Origin of the sequence: Pseudomonas sp. Irchel s3h17, assembly GCF_900187505.1 — a bacterium.
Lineage (GTDB): Bacteria > Pseudomonadota > Gammaproteobacteria > Pseudomonadales > Pseudomonadaceae > Aquipseudomonas.
On sequence record NZ_FYDL01000004.1, the window covers coordinates 39,670 to 55,626 of the forward strand.

Sequence of the window (15,957 nt, forward strand, 5' to 3'; positions counted from 1 at the left end):
TGTATCGATCACTGTCGCACTCCTTTTGATTGTGATTGTACGGATCAGCAAGAGACTTCAGCGGAACGTGCCAGGCGCCTTGAATAACAGTGGCTGTGGTCTGGCGGGCCGACATAACAAGCTGTCGCAGGTAAACAATTGCGGGCGTTCAATAATGTAACCCTGAGCATAATCCACGCCGATCTCCAGCAGTGCCTGCTCGATCTGCGGTGTTTCAACAAACTCGGCAATCGTGCGCTTACCCATGACATGACCGATGTGGTTGATCACTTCGACCATTGCACGGTTAATCGGGTCGTCCAGCATATCCTTTACGAAACTCCCGTCGATCTTCAGGAAGTCTACAGGTAAATGTTTCAGATACGCGAATGAAGACATTCCGGCACAAAAATCATCCAGCGAAAAATGGCAACCCAAGCCTTTGAGTTCGTTAATAAATTTGATTGCACTGGCCAAATTGGCGATCGCACTTGTTTCGGTGATTTCAAAACAAATCATTTCAGGCGGAATGTCGTACGCAATGAACTGTTTGCGCAGAAAGATTAAAAAGTCATCATCGCCAATGGTAATACCTGACAGATTTATCGCACACATGGCCATCGGCCCTTCGCGTTCCTGGGCAATACACTGCGCAATAACTTTAAATACGTTCTCGACAACCCAGCGATCCAGCGATGTCATCAGTCCGTAGCGTTCGGCCGCAGGAATAAAACTGTCCGGCAAAATCATCCGCCCGGCTTCATCATGTAAACGCAGCAGGATCTCAATATGTCCGGCGCCCCCTTCGACGCGCCCCAAAGTCGCAATTTCCTGCGCGTAGAGGCAGAAGCGATTCTCCTCGAGCGCAATATGCAGGCGCTGCACCCACGCCATTTCCCCGAAACGCAGGGACAACTCCGAATCGTCGGCATGATAGACCTGGACCCGGTTGCGGCCCTTTTCCTTGGCCATGTAGCACGCCATATCAGCGGCACGCAGTAACGCTTCCAGGGTCGTCGAATTATGCGCGATGTGCACCAGGCCAAGGCTGACGGTGGTCACGAACGGCCGGCCCTTCCAGACAAAATGCAGGTTTTGCACCGTCTGGCGCAGGCTTTCGGCAATTTTTTCCGACGCTTGCGCCGAACAGTTTTCCAGCAGTATCCCGAACTCGTCGCCGCCCAGGCGGGCCAGGGTGTCACCCTCGCGTAATCCCGACTGCAGCAACGCACAGATATGCCGCAGCAGCTCGTCGCCCGCGGCGTGCCCGCAGGTGTCGTTGACCAGCTTGAACTGGTCCAGGTCGAGAAACATCAAGGCATGCCGGGCAGGCTGGCGCGCCAGGTTATGCAGCGCCTGCTCCAGGCGATACTCGAACTCCCGGCGGTTGGCCAGCCCGGTCAGCGCGTCATGGGTCGCCTGCCAGGACAGGTTGGCAATGTACTGCCGCTCCTGCGTCATGTCGTGCAGCACCAGCACGGTGCCACTGACTTTACCGGCGGAGTGGATGGGCGCCCCGACCAGCGCGACCGAAACCGTACTGCCGTCCAGTCGCTGAATCAGCTTGGAATGCTCACTGCCCCCCCTCAACTGACCGCTGAGGATGTGCTCGATCAAGGTAAAGCCATCTGCCTGGGCGTTTTCATCCAGCAGATTGAACAATGCCGCCAAGGGCAAGCCTACCGCCTGCTCGGCCTTCCAGTGGGTCAACGCCTCCGCCGCCGGATTCATGAACGCAATGGCGCCGTCCACATCAGTGGTAATCACGCCATCGCCAATCGACTGCAAGGTGATTTGCGCGCGCTCTTTTTCCAGCTGCAAGGCATCGGCAAACGCATGGCGCTGAGCGAGAAGCTTATGGGTGCGCCACAACGCCAGGACAATCAACCCAAGCGCCGTCGCCAGGTTAGTGAGCAACAGGAGCCGCAGGATCATGCGCGCCCCCTCGCCCAATGCGTCACTGAACGCTTTGGCTGCGGGCGTTACCGCTTCATTGATGGCAAATATCCGGGCTTTCCACTGCTGGATATCAACTGGCGTCGCTTGATTGCTTGCGATACGCCGGTGCATGTCATGAGCGACATTATCGAGCTGGACCAGATACTCATCGCCCACCGTCCAGCGATCAATGGCGGTTTCCATGTAACTGAAATGGCGGAAATTCAAATACAGCCAGATTACGCGCGCCACATCGTCCGGGTGATTCCCTCCCTGGAGAATACCTCGCCGGGCGGCTTCCAGATCCGGTGGCTGTTGGTCCAGGGCTACTCGTAGGTCATGGCCGCCTTGAGGCACTGCCATGGCGCTCTGGTACTTGAGAAACGTCGACTCGCGGTGATCGTCGGCATAAAGATTCAGGAAGTAGATCGCATCTTTCTGGCCCTTGGACCACAGGCTCTCACCGGCTACGTAGCCACGAACCGCCGACAACACATAAAGGCTGACCCCACCCAAGAGGGCCTGAAACAGCACGACAGCAATAAATGGCCAGACGATGCCTAATAACCGTGGCGTTCCGAGAGTCTTTTTTTGTTTCATGAGGTCCCTTGCGTGAGCACTGCCTGATCGTCGTCCGGACGAATTCGCTACAGCAAGACTAGGGTGGGTTCTTAGTCACGGCAAGTGAGAACCGGTCGTCACCGGCAAGTAACTGCATTTCGATCCCCTTGCGATATGCATATACCGCACGGTCTCGCTCTCATGTCGTTGTAATCGGTAGCCCGTCACCCGCGAAACCGCGGGAAAACCGACCCATACGAGAAAAGAGAAACCACTCCATGCAAGAAACACCTGCCGCTGGCGCCTCAAGCAATCCGGTCACCCCCCTCCCTACTGCCGCTCAGGTCCACCAAGGTCAGATTCAGGATTATGAACTGTTGCTGTCTTTCATGCGCCTGGAGATAACTTCGCGGGCTGATTTTCAAAAGAGCTTGATCAGGCCTCGTACCTACTCCCCCTTGAATCAGGAAAATGAAACCGGTCAGATCGCGTTGCAGCAGTTGCTCGAAGATTCCGACTACCGAGCCTTGTGCAAGAGCCACAACGTGTCCCCACACTACCTGACGGTCACGATCAAAGAGGGTGCATATGTCTATGAAACATCAAATCGCGAGGGTGAAAACAAGACAATACTGAATTTGTCAGGGAACCCGAAATGGAAAAATTTTCGAACCCATATCGAAAAGTCAGTTCAATTGCTGAGCGGCCAAATCCGCCATGACCGGCTGATCCCCGTCTTCAGAATGGCCACGTTTTACGGCATTACTCCATGGGACCCGACACACGCCGACCAACACCAGGCGGCCATCGACGCCTTGGAAGAAAAGATCGCAGGCTTTCGACTGGGGCTCGAAGAAGACTTCAACATCCTGGATTTTCGGCCAAGCCCCGTTAAGCACAGCCTCAAGTCATCCCACGCGGGCCTGTCAGCGGCTGCCGTCCGTTCTCAAGTCCGATTGCTCAGAACACACTATGGGCTGGCTGCCCGTGATATTAAACGCATCCTCCAAACCTACTTGCCAGATGGGAAGACTTCCCTGCTGACACATCTGGCCGGAGACATACTTTCATCGGCCACGGTTGAACAGATTCGTGCTCGGCCTACCGCTTTTCTTCAGAAAATCCTGGAAAGCCCGGAAGCAGAAACGTTGGGGACTCACTTACTGTCCGCGATGGATTGGTACGGGGGCAAACCAGGGGAGGAAAGCTCGCCGCGCATTCGCACCAAGGTTGTCGCTAACGCACTTGAGATCTGGTTCCAGTCACCTCCCACCGACATTCCCGTACGAATCGCCGGCTACGATTTTCAGGCTCGCACCCACTGGGGGAAGAGCTACCCATCCATACGGGGCGAGTTCGAAACCCATTTGCTCTCCTCAAAGCAGGCATCGTCGGAAAAAGAGGCCATTGTCATCGCCAGGCTGTTCCTTCGCCAGTTTCCCGCCGAGTTCAGTGTCAGCGATATTCCATCCGATCTGCCCTATAGGAGTTCTGTCGTCTGGGTAAACTTCGTGAATGGCGTAAACCTGATCAACGCGACCGACCCTGGAGCCTTGAACAGATTCAATTTCGAGCAGTTGACCAGACTACCCCTTGAGCAATCGGAGGGTGCAACAGCAGAACAGTTGGAAAATATTGGTATGGCCAGATTGCTTCCGACTCTGGATTGGGCGGTGAGCCAGGGAATCATTGCGCAAAAACAGCGAGAAGCCTTCACACAACTTGACATCGAACGGGCGCAAGCAGAACTGGACAAACACATTGCCACCCTCAATGACGCGATCATCCAACTCAATAACGAACCGCCCAAACGATTGTCCATTGCGCAAACGGCAGTGGATACAAACCTAGCCCCAAAGTTAAATCGGCTCGAAACCACAGATAAACACTGGTATTGGAAGGAACACCTGCTGGCACGAAAAAGGCACGATTACGACCGTGGGAAAGATACTCCGACTTTCGCAAACAAAGCCTATGACTACTATTCGGCAGCTGACGTTGTGGCATCGGGTAAGTTTGATGATCGCAAACCCTGGCACATTGCGAAAAACGACCACACCGTCACCACGTTAAAACTATCCATAGACGAGTATCGAAATATACAGAGCGAGGGTTTCGATAGTGTTGCCAAGATTGGGCCAACCGGCACCTTGCCCGATGTCAAGAAACAGTTCGATGAGGAATTCCTGAGCCATCTGCAATCACTGACAGCGGCCTACGCAACGCTGATCAACAATCTATTGGCATCGCTGCCCTATTCTGATCGAAAAGCTCTGGAACTGGGCGAACTCAAGATTTATACCCTGAGGCAGCAAACGTTTCGCGTAGAAGCCAAACACGAAACGCCTGAAAAGCTATTACCGCTGCGTACCCGCAATGGTTTGCTGTTAGTAACAACCTTTAACGGTCTCACCAACACCATCGAACTGCTACCCAGGGCGGGAATTATACGTCGCATCGACAACCTTGCTCCGAACCAGTTCGGCGGTGTGCTCACCTACGAAAACTGGCCGGCAGGCATGTACTCCCACTCAGTCGAGACCTTGAGCAATCGGACATTGCCGTTTGACTGGGACGCCCATGCCACCGGTGTAAAACCGAAAAGTCCAGCCAGGTGCGAGGCTATCGTCGAACAACTGGGTCATACATTCTTGGCACCGTCCCACTCCATCGACGAAGTCCCGGTGTCAATCAACTCAAGTCGCGGCAAGGAAATCAGCAACTTCATCGCCACCCAATTACTCTATCAAGACCCAAAAGTGATTCGTGCTACCGGCTATGGAGAGACCGCGCTTGAACGCGAGGATACCGAGCTGGAGAAGCTAAGAGAAAACATAAAGGCATTCGTACCCTTCTGGAAAAACATTGATGACCTGGCATCAGGTGACCCACAGCGGATAGTGAATGGCGCATTTGGCTTGTCAATGGAGGTGGCTCCGTTTGCCAGCCCCATCGGAAAATTTGCCGCCGGCTCGCTACGACTGATTGTAAATCCCGGACGATTGGCTCTAAGCATGAGACTGCCGGCATTTGCATCAACCATCAAACAAGTAATGATCCTGACCCTACAGGCTCTAAACCCCGCCGACATGGCTGTTTCGTTGTTCCAGATATTGGGAGCCAAGGGACTGAAGCTGGTCAGGTTCGGAGTTTTCCGGATCCAGCAACTGAGGGGCAAGGCAGGCCACTATGACTTCACACGCAGCCTGCCGCGCATCCGTGATGCCGGGAACTGGAAGCCATTGGCGAGTGGCGACCAGTTGGCGAGAATCAGAGACATCGATGATGTACCGGTACGCAGCATCGTCTCCACCAGCAAAACCAGCTATCGCTTGATCGATCCGTTATCGTCCAGACCTTACGGCCCGGCTATCAATGCTTCCACCGATGAACTTCTGCTGGGGCGCTCCCACTACCGCACACTGGAAAACAATGACCATCACACCATCGTCGAGCTCACGAGAAACAGCCGCGTTCAAGAAGTGCTCGAAGTCGATGGCCGGACGACACTGTTCATCGATGATCAGCCCTACCGATTGCAGGACGGCGTGCTGCGTCGTGCCGATCTGGTCGAAGACACCTACAAGACAATACCTTGCCGCGCTCCCCGCGCGCCTCGTTTTGAAGTGTGCCGGACAAGTTACGTCCTTCGAGACCCCGCCCCCACTCCTGACATCGGCAGTTTCGACAACACCAAGGGCTGGGCACCTTGGTTCGGAGACCTGATTTACACCCCCCCCACCGGCAAGATGCCAATACGGATCAGCGCGTTACGTACGAAACATTCCCTCCAAGCCACGATGGAGTTTCAAAAAGGCATCTATGGGCGGTTCATGGTCAGCATCCCGGTTGCAGGAGAGCCATTGGTCGATAACATCCGTGCCGGTGCCATCATCGTCGAGGCCATGGACGGATCCAAACACTACGTGTTCATGCGTCTGGATGCCGGTGACTTTTACGTCGCCGAATGTGCCAAGGGGCAGAGCCTGACCGACATGCTGACGTTCAACAAAGCGACCACCCCCCCTACCGCTCTCGAAAAGGAGCTGCGGACGGTCTACACCGGCTCGCTGCTTGCCAACAACATGGTGAGAATCCATGGCCAACCCTTGGCAGAGCGAGCCTTGAAAGCCATCGACGATATCGCCATTTCCATCGGCGGCCATGCCAATCCACCTGAAACGCTCAAATGGCTCAAAGTCGATACCAGCCCGGCGGAAGCGATCCTGTTTGATCACTCCACCCGAATGATCGTGCGCACCTCCGTCGATGGTGCTGCGACCTGGTCATTATCCAGGGCTGCGCCAGACAGCGTACGCGAGACGACCGCGGAAATTTTCAACACTCTGTTCGCAAGACAGGCCATCACCTTCGCGTCATCGACACATGCGGGACCTGGAGCATTGAGAATCGATGACACGATGATGCAACTGCAACGACTGATCAGTTCCAGAACAGGGCGCCCGGTCCACCGTCCCAGAAACATTGCGTTCGCCGAGATAAAAACCAAAACAGGTGCGCATGAGGTGTATGTCAGTGTTTCAGGCCAACAAGGCGATACCGCGTTTCTACCGTTGTTCGCCAAAAACCCGGCGACCCATGAGGTTTCCGTTGGCAGCACTCGCTACATCAATATCGATTGGGGGACCCGTTTTCCGCAGACGGCGCTTAGTGTGACGCCGGAAGGCAAGCTGCAGGCAATTCCCCACACCATCGACAATATTGAGAACTACACACCGGCGCTCACATCACGACCGACTTCGCTGGATACCGAAAGCAAGCTTATTAGCGTTATACGAAGCAAATACCCAGACCCCAAACAGCTTGATTCCATCACCATCGCCACCACCCTGGCACCCTGCGATTCATGCTCCGTGGTCATCAAGCAATTCGGCTACGACGGCAGCCCGGGTGCGCTGGATGTCATCTGGAAGTAGGCATTCGAGGCGATCAATGCTGCTGCAAATGCCCATACAACTTGGCGTACAAACCACCATCGGCAATCAGTTGCTGATGGTCGCCATCTTCGGCAACGCTGCCACCATCGAATACCAGCACTCGATCGGCCTGTTTAACCGCAGATAACCGGTGCGCAATGATCAGGGTGGTACGGCCACTGAGGAACCGCGCCAGTGCCTGGTGCAGGTTGTATTCGGTGGCGGCATCCAGGGCCGACGTGGCTTCATCGAGGATGACCACCTTTGGCTCGGCCAATACCATGCGGGCAATGGCCAGGCGCTGGCGCTGACCACCGGACAAACGCACACCGGAACGGCCAAGGACACTGTCCAGCCCTTGGGGCAAGGCCTTGACCGTCCCGTCGAGCTGGGCAATTTCCAGCGCCTGCCAACAGGCCTCGTCGCTGCGCTCGCGGCCCATGGTCAGGTTGGAGCGGACGGAGTCATTGAACAGCGCCGGGTGTTGCAGTACCACCGCGACATGCTCGCGCACGGTTTCCAGGCCAATGTCCTGCTGGGTCACCCCACCAAATCGAATACTGCCCGCCTGCGGCGTGTATAGCCCCAGCAGCAATTGCACCAGGGTGCTTTTACCGCCACCGCTGGCCCCCACGATGGCCACCTTTTCACCGGGCGAGATGGACAGGTTCAACTGCTCCAGCACCGGCTCCTCGCCATAGCTGAAACTCAGGCCCTGCACTTCGATACCCACGGTTTCCCGACCTTTGAACGGGTCCACGCCACCGGGGTATTGGGGTTCGTCGGCACGCGACAGCAACTCGTTGATTCTGCTCAGCGCACCGCCGGCCGCGTAATAGGCGTATTGCAGATTCAGCAACTGCTCCACCGGGCCGATCATGAACCAGAGGTAGCTGAATACCGCCAGCATCTGGCCGATAGACAGGTCGGAAAACAACACCGTGAGCATGGCGGCGGCGCGAAAGATGTCGATGCCGAACTGGAACAATAGACCGCTGGCGCGGCTCGAGGCGTCGCTTTTCCACTGGGAGTTGATGGCATAGTTGCGCACTTCCTGCGCGCGCTTGCCCAGTCGACCGAGGAAAAAGCCCTGACGATTACCCGCACGGACTTCCTGAATGGCTTCCAGGGTTTCGGTCAGTGCCTGGGTGAACCGCGAGGTGCTGTCGTTCTCCAGCTTCTTCAGGTGCTTGACCCGCTTGCCCAACTGCACCGTGGCATAGATCACCAGCGGATTGAACAGCAGAATCAACAATGCCAGCTGCCAGTGCATCCACATCAGGATGCCGGCGGTGCCCACCAGCGTGAGCATCGCCACCAGAAAGCGGCTGAGGGTTTCGCCGACGAATTTATCGATCGTGTCCAGGTCAGTGACCAGGTGCGTGGTCACGGTGCCACTGCCCAGGCTCTCGTACTCGCCGAGGGAAATGCACTTGAGGCGTTCGATCAAGCGCAGGCGCAGGCGATACACAATGTCCTTGGCCAGGCCTGCAAACAAGCGCGCCTGCACGACGTTGAACAGTAACGCGCCACAACGCAGGGTCAAGGTGGCGAAGAGCATCAAGCCGATATAGCCGGCAGCGCTTTGCCAGGCGGCGGGCAATGCGTGGTTCATCACCTTCAAGGCCGCGTCGCCATGCCCCAGCAGGACTTCGTCCACCAGCAATGGCAACAGCAGGGGGATCGGCACACTGCACAGGGTCGCCAGCACGGCGACGCCATTGGCAATCCACAGGGCTTTCTTATGGCGCAGGGCCAGTCGACGGATTTCCGCCCAACTCAGACGGTCGACTTGCCTGGGTGGCTGCACATCGTCAAGCGGGTCATACACAGGCAGCGCGCTCCAGCCAACGGCCGAGCAACGGGGACAATTCGTCGAGGGCCTGGTAGCCATTGGTCAACAACGCCAATTGACCATTGCGCTCGGCCAGCAAGGTCGGGAACCCGGCAATCCCCAGGTCCTGGACCCAGGTGAAGTCCGCCGCCGTCGCGGCATGCTGTTCGGCACGATCGAAGGCCGCGGCGAATTCGATACGCGGCAAACCCGCTTGCTCGGCCAGCTCCACCAAGACGCTGGCATGGGTGACATCGCGACCTTGCACATAAAACGCCTGCTGGATGAGCTTGAGCAGTTTCCAGGCGCAATCCGGCGCCAGGCTGCGCGCCGTCACCAAGGCGCGACAGGCCGGCTCCGTGTCATAGACAAAACCGTCTGGCAATGCACCTTCAAACGTGAACGGCTGGCCGGTCGCCTGCATGACGGCCTGCCAGTGCTCGAGAATATAGCGCCGGGTAGTGGGCTCCAGCGCCGCACCGCTACCGGTGCGCAAACCGCCAACCACCAGGTGCACGTCTACGCCTGCGGCCTGAGCCTGCTCTACCAGGGCCTCGGCCACCGGGGCAAACCCCCAGCACCAGGAACACATTGGGTCCATTACATAGAGTAGGCGCGCAGACATGGTTCAGGCCTCGGTGCTGGATTGCTTGTAGTTGTAACCAATCGGGTGCGGCTGATTGCGGGCCTTGGCCAGTTCGATCTGTTTCTGCCGGTCGATTGCACTGCGACGGGTCTTCTCACTCAGCTTATCCCAGCAATGGGGGCAACTGATGCCCGCCACGTAGTGCTCGGATGCGCGGTCTTCCACACTGATAGGCGTACGACAGGCATGACACTGATCGTAGTCGCCTTCGCTCAAGTCGTGACGAACGGTGACGCGGTTGTCGAACACAAAGCAGTCGCCCTGCCATTTGGTTTCTTCCTGCGGCACCTCTTCAAGGTACTTGAGGATCCCGCCCTTGAGGTGGAATACCTCATCGAAACCCTGGCTGAGCATGTAGCTCGAAGCCTTTTCGCAGCGAATGCCACCGGTGCAGAACATCGCGACCTTCTTGTGTTTGGCCGGATCGAAGTTGGCTTTGATGTAGTCGGGAAATTCGCGAAAGCTGGTGGTTTTCGGGTCGATCGCGCCCTCGAAGGTACCGATCGAGACTTCGTAGTCGTTGCGGGTATCGATCAACAGCACTTCCGGGTCGCTGATCAACGCATTCCAGTTCTGCGGATCAACGTAGGTACCGACCTTTTTATTCGGGTCCACGCCCTCGACGCCCAGGGTGACGATCTCTTTCTTGAGCTTGACCTTGGTGCGGTAGAACGGCTGCTCATCGCAGTACGACTCTTTATGATCGATGTCGATCATGCGCGGGTCATTCCTGAGCCAGGCCAGCAGGCCATCGATACCTTCACGGCTGCCGGAAACCGTGCCGTTGATGCCTTCTTCGGCGATCAGCAAGGTACCTTTGATGTCGTTATCGACCATCGCCTGCAACAGTGGCTCGCGCAGGGCGACGTAATCTTCGAGGGTGACGAACTTATACAGTGCCGCCACGACAATCTGTTGTGTCATGGGTGATTCTCCAGGTGGCTACCCTCGTAAAGGGTGAACCGGATGCGAAAAAAAACGCGCCGGCTAAGCGGCGCGTTGCGGATTCTAGCAAAAATGCAGGGGTATTTGGACTGTCGGATACCTTTGTGGCGAGGGAGCTTGCTCCCTGGCTACAACAGCGCCTTGACCTCTCAACCCTCACATCAATGCTTGCTACCGCCAGCGCAGGTCGGCGAGGCAGGAGCAGCGCCAACTTTCGCCCATTCCTCTGGCGTGTAGGTGTGCAGGGCCAGGGCATGGAACTCGCCCATCAGGTCGCCCAGGGTGGCGTAGACCTTCTGGTGCCGCTTGACGCTGTTGAGTCCGGCGAACTGGTCGCTGACGACGACGGCCTTGAAGTGGGTCTGCAACCCGCGGCTGTGCATGTGGCTTTCATCCAGCACATCCAGATGGGCAGGGTTCAAGGCGCCCAGTGCCGATTCGATCCGTTGTTGCATGATCATTCCCGGGCTCCGCTCAAGGCTTCTTCTTGGCGGCGGCAGCCGCTTTCGGATCCAGCTCGTTGGTCATGTCCGCCAGCAGCTTGTTCACTACAGGCACCGCGCTTTCCAGCTTGGCCTGGGTCAGTTGGGCCGATTGCTGAGTCAACTGCGGCATTTTTTCCAGGACTTTCTTGCCCAGTGGCGATTTGTAGAACGCCACCAGGTCCTTGAGCTCGGATTCGCTGAAGTTGCTGGTGTAGAGCTTGACCATGTCCGGCTTGAGCTTGTTCCAGCCGATAGCCTGGTCCAGCGCAGCGTTGGCCTTGGCCTGATAGGTTTCCAGCAGGGCCTTTTTCGATTCCGGCGCCTTGGTCTGGGCAAAGCGTTGGGCAAACATCTGCTGCACTTGCATGTACACCGGAGTGCCCAGCTTGTCAGCGTGCGCCAGGGTCAGGAAAGCCTCGGCACTGGCATTGTGGCTGGCGGTATCGGCGAATGCCTGGCCGCTGGCGCAGACCAGGGCAACCGCGGTACAGATAGCACGAAGACGGGTCATCGAGTTTCCTATTCTAGCAGGCGAGGTAAAACCCCAAGGGGAGCCATTCTGCGCCAAAAAAACGCGCGCGCTCAACCCCCTGGCCCTTGCCTGGCCTGATTTAGAGCAACCGAACGGTAGAAAAAGCGACTGATGGAACCCGCGGCGACGATCACGACCTAAACTTGGCTATCAAACCTTGAGGAAGCTGATCCATGAGCCGAATTGAAACCGACAGCCTTGGCCAGGTTGACGTCCCGGACGAAGCCTATTGGGGCGCTCAGACGCAACGCTCGCTGATCAACTTCGCCATCGGCAACGAACGCATGCCACTGGCCGTCCTGCATGCGCTGGCGCTGATCAAGAAGGCCGCGGCACGGGTCAATGATCGCAACGGGGGCCTGCCGGCGAATATTGCCAGGCTGATCGAGCAGGCGGCTGACGAAGTGCTCGCCGGCGACCATGACGACCAGTTCCCGCTGGTGGTCTGGCAAACCGGCAGCGGCACCCAGAGCAACATGAACGTCAACGAAGTGATCGCCGGGCGCGCCAACGAACTGGCCGGCAACCCTCGCGGGGGCAAGAGTCCGGTCCACCCGAACGATCACGTCAATCGCTCGCAAAGCTCCAACGACTGCTTTCCGACCGCCATGCACATCGCGGCCGTGCAAGCCGTGCAACAACACCTGCTGCCGGCCATCAGCGAACTCTCCGGTGGCCTGGCGGAACTGGCCGTGCGCCACATGAACCTGGTGAAGACCGGTCGCACCCACCTGATGGATGCCACCCCTATTACCTTCGGCCAGGAAGTTTCGGCATTCGTCGCCCAACTCGACTACGCCGAGCGCGCGATCCGCAGCGCACTGCCGCCGGTTTGCGAACTGGCACAAGGTGGCACGGCGGTCGGCACCGGCCTCAACTCGCCCCATGGCTTTGGCGAGGCCATTGCCGCGGAACTGGCGGCCCTCTCGGGCTTGCCGTTCATCACCGCACCCAACAAATTTGCCGCGCTGGCCGGCCATGAGCCGTTGACCACCTTGTCCGGCGCGCTGAAGACCCTCGCCGTGGCCCTGATGAAAATCGCCAACGACCTGCGCCTGCTCGGCTCCGGCCCGCGCGCCGGTTTCGCCGAGGTCAAGCTGCCGGCCAACGAGCCCGGCAGCTCGATCATGCCCGGCAAGGTCAACCCGACCCAGTGCGAAGCCTTGTCGATGCTGGCCTGCCAGGTGCTGGGCAACGACGTGGCGATCGGCTTTGCCGCGAGCCAGGGCCACTTGCAATTGAACGTGTTCAAACCGGTGATCATTCACAACCTGCTGCAATCGATCCGCCTGCTCGGCGATGGCTGCAGCAACTTCCAGCTGCATTGCATCGCGGGCCTTACGCCGGATGCCGAGCAAATGGCGGCCCACCTGGAGCGTGGTCTGATGCTGGTGACCGCGTTGAACCCGCACATCGGTTACGACAAGTCCGCCGAGATTGCCAAAAAAGCCTATGGCGAAGGCCTGACCCTGCGCGAGGCCGCGTTGCAGTTGGGGTACCTGACCGATGAACAGTTCGATGCCTGGGTGAGGCCGGAAAATATGCTGGATGCGGGCAAACAGGGATGAAGCCTTGACGCTCAGCGGCGCCTGACAACCAGAGTGCACGCACACTCCGTGGCGAGCGAGCTTGCTCGCGCTGGGGTGCGAAGCGCCCCAACAGGACTACTCGCAGGCGTTCAGATAAAACCCGGTGACCAGCTTTGGGGCTGCCATGCAGCCCAGCGCGAGCAAGCTCGCTCGCCACGAACTCGGTCTACCGATCAACCGCCATGCGCATCCGCCGCGCCTTGAGCCCGGCGATCAGCGACGGTCCCAATGCGACCAGTGCCGACCCCAGCACCACCAGTATCGCGCCGCCATAGGCCAGCGAGTTGATCTGCTCGGCCTGCACATAGTCAGGCCACAGCCAGGCGGCGAGCGCCACGGCCGCGAAAGTCACCAGGGGCGTGATCGCCAGTGTCGCGCTGACCCGCGAGGCTTCCCAATGGGCCAGCGCCTCGGCAAACGCACCATAGGCAATCAGGGTATTGAGGCAGCAGGCCAGCAGCAACCAGCCCTGCAACGGGCTCAGTTGCAGGGACTCCAGCGGGTGCACCCACGGCGTCAGCAACAAGGCGCAGAACAGGTAGATCACCATCATCACCTGCAACGAGTTCCACACCGTGAGCAATTGCTTCTGGCCCAGCGCATAAAAGGTCCAGACCGTCGACGCTGCCAGCACCAGCAACACACCGGCGGTGTAATCGCTCAAGGAGGTCAGCAGCTCACTCAATCGTTGATTGAAAAACAGGCCAAACCCCAGCAACAGCACCATCAGGCCAAGCCCCTGCCCCAGGCTGAAACGCTCCTTGAACACGAACAGGCTGGCGATCAGCAACAGGATCGGCCCCATCTGCACCACCAGTTGCGCGGTGCCCGGGCTCAGCAGGTTCAAGCCCATCAGGTACAACACGTAATTGCCCACCAGCCCGAGCACCGCCATCAGCACCAGCCAGCCACCCTTGGGCCCGAGCGCCTGTCGGCGTGGCAGGCGCCGGGTCGCGGCCAGGTACACGAACAGGCAACCGCCGGACACCAACAGGCGAAACCAGGTCACGGTGACCGGGTCCATCACCAGCAGCACTTGTTTGAGCTTGATCGGCAGGATTCCCCAGAGGAACGCGGTCAGCAAGGCGAGAAACAGGCCAAAAACCCAGCGACCGGACGAGATGTGCATGAGAACCCCAGGGACAGCGGCGAGAAAACCCCATTCTAGGCGCACGCCCCGGTCTCACACAGGGACAGTTGCGGACAAGCCGCAAACGAGACTGTACCGGTCGTACCGGCACAGCCCTGGCTGGTTTAACGTACGGCTTCGAACAACCCCGTCGCGCCCATGCCGCCGCCCACGCACATGGTGACGATGCCGTAACGCAGGTTGCGCCGTTGCAGCTCGCGCACCAGATGCCCGACCTGGCGTGAGCCGGTCATGCCGAACGGGTGGCCGATGGAGATCGAACCGCCGTTGACGTTGTATTTCTCGTTGTCGATCTGCAAACGTTCACGGCTATACAGGCACTGCGAAGCGAAGGCTTCGTTGAGTTCCCACAGATCGATATCCGCCACCTGCAAGCCTTTGGCCTTGAGCAGCTTGGGTACCGAGAACACCGGGCCGATGCCCATTTCGTCCGGCTCGCAACCGGCCACGGTGAAACCGCGGAAGAACGCCTTGGGCTTGAGGCCCAGTTCCAGGGCTTTTTCCAGGCTCATCACCAACGTCATCGAAGCCCCGTCGGACAGCTGCGACGAGTTGCCGGCCGTGACCGAGCCGTCTTCGGCGAACACCGGCTTCAACCCGGCCAGGCTTTCATAGGTGGTGTCCGGACGGTTGCAGTCATCGCGATCGACAATACCGTCGAGGATTTGAACCTCACCGGTGTTTTTGTCTTCGACCTTGTACTTCACCGCCATGGCAACGATTTCATCGTCGAACAACCCGGCGGCTTGCGCCTGGGCCGTGCGCAACTGGCTTTGCAGGGCGTAGCGGTCCTGTTCCTCGCGGCTGACGCTGTAGCGACGGGCGACGATTTCCGCTGTCTGGCCCATGGGGAAATAGATGCCTGGCACCTGCTCCTTGAGCAACGGGTTGATCAGGTTGTCGTTGTTGACGCTGTTCATGGTCAGGCTGATGGACTCGACACCGCCGGCGACGATGATGTCGCTGCAGCCCGAAGCGATCTGGTTGGCGGCAATGGCAATCGCCTGCAGGCCGGACGAACAGAAGCGATTGAGGGTCATGCCGCTGGTGCCGACACCCAGTTGCGACAGCACCGCCACGTTACGGCCGATGTTGAAGCCCTGCGCGCCTTCGTTGGAGCCGGCGCCGACGATGCAATCCTCGACACTGGCCGGGTCGATGCCATTGCGCTGGAGCAGCGCATTGACGCAATGGGCTGCCATGTCGTCCGGACGCGTCTGATTGAACTTGCCACGAAAGGACTTGGCCAGGCCGGTCCGCACGCTATCGACGATCACTACTTCACGCATGGCATACCTCATTGTTGTTATCGACTGGAAAGTGGCTCGAGGATAAATCCGCGCCCCGGCCCACTGCGACAA

The 15,957-nt window shown here is 58.3% G+C and carries 10 protein-coding genes; 2 read left to right on the plus strand and 8 right to left on the minus strand.

The genetic code is table 11. The features are described from left to right. Nucleotides 1-57 precede the first annotated feature (57 nt). On the minus strand, nucleotides 58-2,517 hold the full coding sequence (locus CKW25_RS06210) for an EAL domain-containing protein (protein ID WP_095078314.1): 2,460 nt from the start codon (nucleotides 2,515-2,517) through the stop codon (nucleotides 58-60). A gap of 239 nt (nucleotides 2,518-2,756) precedes the next feature. On the opposite strand from CKW25_RS06210, the gene CKW25_RS06215 reads away from it, so the two are divergent. Continuing rightward, the gene (locus tag CKW25_RS06215) at nucleotides 2,757-7,415 is read left to right on the plus strand and encodes a deaminase domain-containing protein (RefSeq protein WP_095078315.1); all 4,659 of its coding nucleotides are present in this window, start codon (nucleotides 2,757-2,759) and stop codon (nucleotides 7,413-7,415) included. A 13-nt stretch (nucleotides 7,416-7,428) separates the two neighbouring features. Here the strand turns inward: CKW25_RS06215 and CKW25_RS06220 are convergent, their stop codons facing one another. The 5 genes from CKW25_RS06220 to CKW25_RS06240 form a co-directional block, all read right to left on the minus strand. Beyond that, nucleotides 7,429-9,246, minus strand: a complete 1,818-nt coding sequence (locus CKW25_RS06220; protein WP_095078316.1) for an ABC transporter ATP-binding protein — start codon at nucleotides 9,244-9,246, stop codon at nucleotides 7,429-7,431. Continuing rightward, nucleotides 9,239-9,841 carry a DsbA family protein gene (locus tag CKW25_RS06225; protein WP_172736438.1) on the minus strand — a complete coding sequence of 201 codons (603 nt, stop codon included), beginning with the start codon at nucleotides 9,839-9,841 and terminating at the stop codon, nucleotides 9,239-9,241. The genes CKW25_RS06220 and CKW25_RS06225 overlap by 8 nt, the downstream gene beginning before the upstream one ends. A gap of 36 nt (nucleotides 9,842-9,877) precedes the next feature. After that, complete coding sequence (locus tag CKW25_RS06230) at nucleotides 9,878-10,819, minus strand: rhodanese-related sulfurtransferase (RefSeq protein WP_095078318.1); 942 nt, start codon at nucleotides 10,817-10,819, stop codon at nucleotides 9,878-9,880. Between the two features lie 182 nt (nucleotides 10,820-11,001). Next, the gene (locus CKW25_RS06235; protein WP_095078319.1) at nucleotides 11,002-11,301 is read right to left on the minus strand and encodes a BolA family transcriptional regulator; all 300 of its coding nucleotides are present in this window, start codon (nucleotides 11,299-11,301) and stop codon (nucleotides 11,002-11,004) included. A gap of 13 nt (nucleotides 11,302-11,314) precedes the next feature. Next, entirely contained in the window at nucleotides 11,315-11,836 is a 522-nt protein-coding gene (locus CKW25_RS06240) for a DUF2059 domain-containing protein (RefSeq protein WP_095078320.1), read from the minus strand. A 194-nt stretch (nucleotides 11,837-12,030) separates the two neighbouring features. Between CKW25_RS06240 and CKW25_RS06245 the strand changes: the two genes are divergently transcribed. Further along, on the plus strand, nucleotides 12,031-13,425 hold the full coding sequence (locus tag CKW25_RS06245) for a class II fumarate hydratase (protein ID WP_095078321.1): 1,395 nt from the start codon (nucleotides 12,031-12,033) through the stop codon (nucleotides 13,423-13,425). Between the two features lie 187 nt (nucleotides 13,426-13,612). Here CKW25_RS06245 and CKW25_RS06250 read toward each other — a convergent pair whose 3' ends face one another. Both CKW25_RS06250 and CKW25_RS06255 read right to left on the minus strand, forming a co-directional pair. Then, nucleotides 13,613-14,575: a DMT family transporter gene (locus CKW25_RS06250; protein WP_095078322.1), complete on the minus strand. Its 963-nt coding sequence runs from the start codon at nucleotides 14,573-14,575 to the stop codon at nucleotides 13,613-13,615. Between the two features lie 125 nt (nucleotides 14,576-14,700). Beyond that, complete coding sequence (locus CKW25_RS06255; protein WP_095078323.1) at nucleotides 14,701-15,885, minus strand: thiolase family protein; 1,185 nt, start codon at nucleotides 15,883-15,885, stop codon at nucleotides 14,701-14,703. Nucleotides 15,886-15,957 lie beyond the last annotated feature (72 nt).

Bases quoted from the DNA above. Each gene is read 5' to 3' on its own strand.
- CKW25_RS06210 (WP_095078314.1), bottom strand. From the start codon at position 2,517: ATGAAACAAAAAAAGACTCTCGGAACGCCACGGTTATTAGGCATCGTC.
- CKW25_RS06215 (WP_095078315.1), top strand. From the start codon at position 2,757: ATGCAAGAAACACCTGCCGCTGGCGCCTCAAGCAATCCGGTCACCCCC.
- CKW25_RS06225 (WP_172736438.1), bottom strand. From the start codon at position 9,841: ATGTGTTCCTGGTGCTGGGGGTTTGCCCCGGTGGCCGAGGCCCTGGTA.
- CKW25_RS06230 (WP_095078318.1), bottom strand. From the start codon at position 10,819: ATGACACAACAGATTGTCGTGGCGGCACTGTATAAGTTCGTCACCCTC.
- CKW25_RS06235 (WP_095078319.1), bottom strand. From the start codon at position 11,301: ATGATCATGCAACAACGGATCGAATCGGCACTGGGCGCCTTGAACCCT.
- CKW25_RS06240 (WP_095078320.1), bottom strand. From the start codon at position 11,836: ATGACCCGTCTTCGTGCTATCTGTACCGCGGTTGCCCTGGTCTGCGCC.
- CKW25_RS06245 (WP_095078321.1), top strand. From the start codon at position 12,031: ATGAGCCGAATTGAAACCGACAGCCTTGGCCAGGTTGACGTCCCGGAC.
- CKW25_RS06250 (WP_095078322.1), bottom strand. From the start codon at position 14,575: ATGCACATCTCGTCCGGTCGCTGGGTTTTTGGCCTGTTTCTCGCCTTG.
- CKW25_RS06255 (WP_095078323.1), bottom strand. From the start codon at position 15,885: ATGCGTGAAGTAGTGATCGTCGATAGCGTGCGGACCGGCCTGGCCAAG.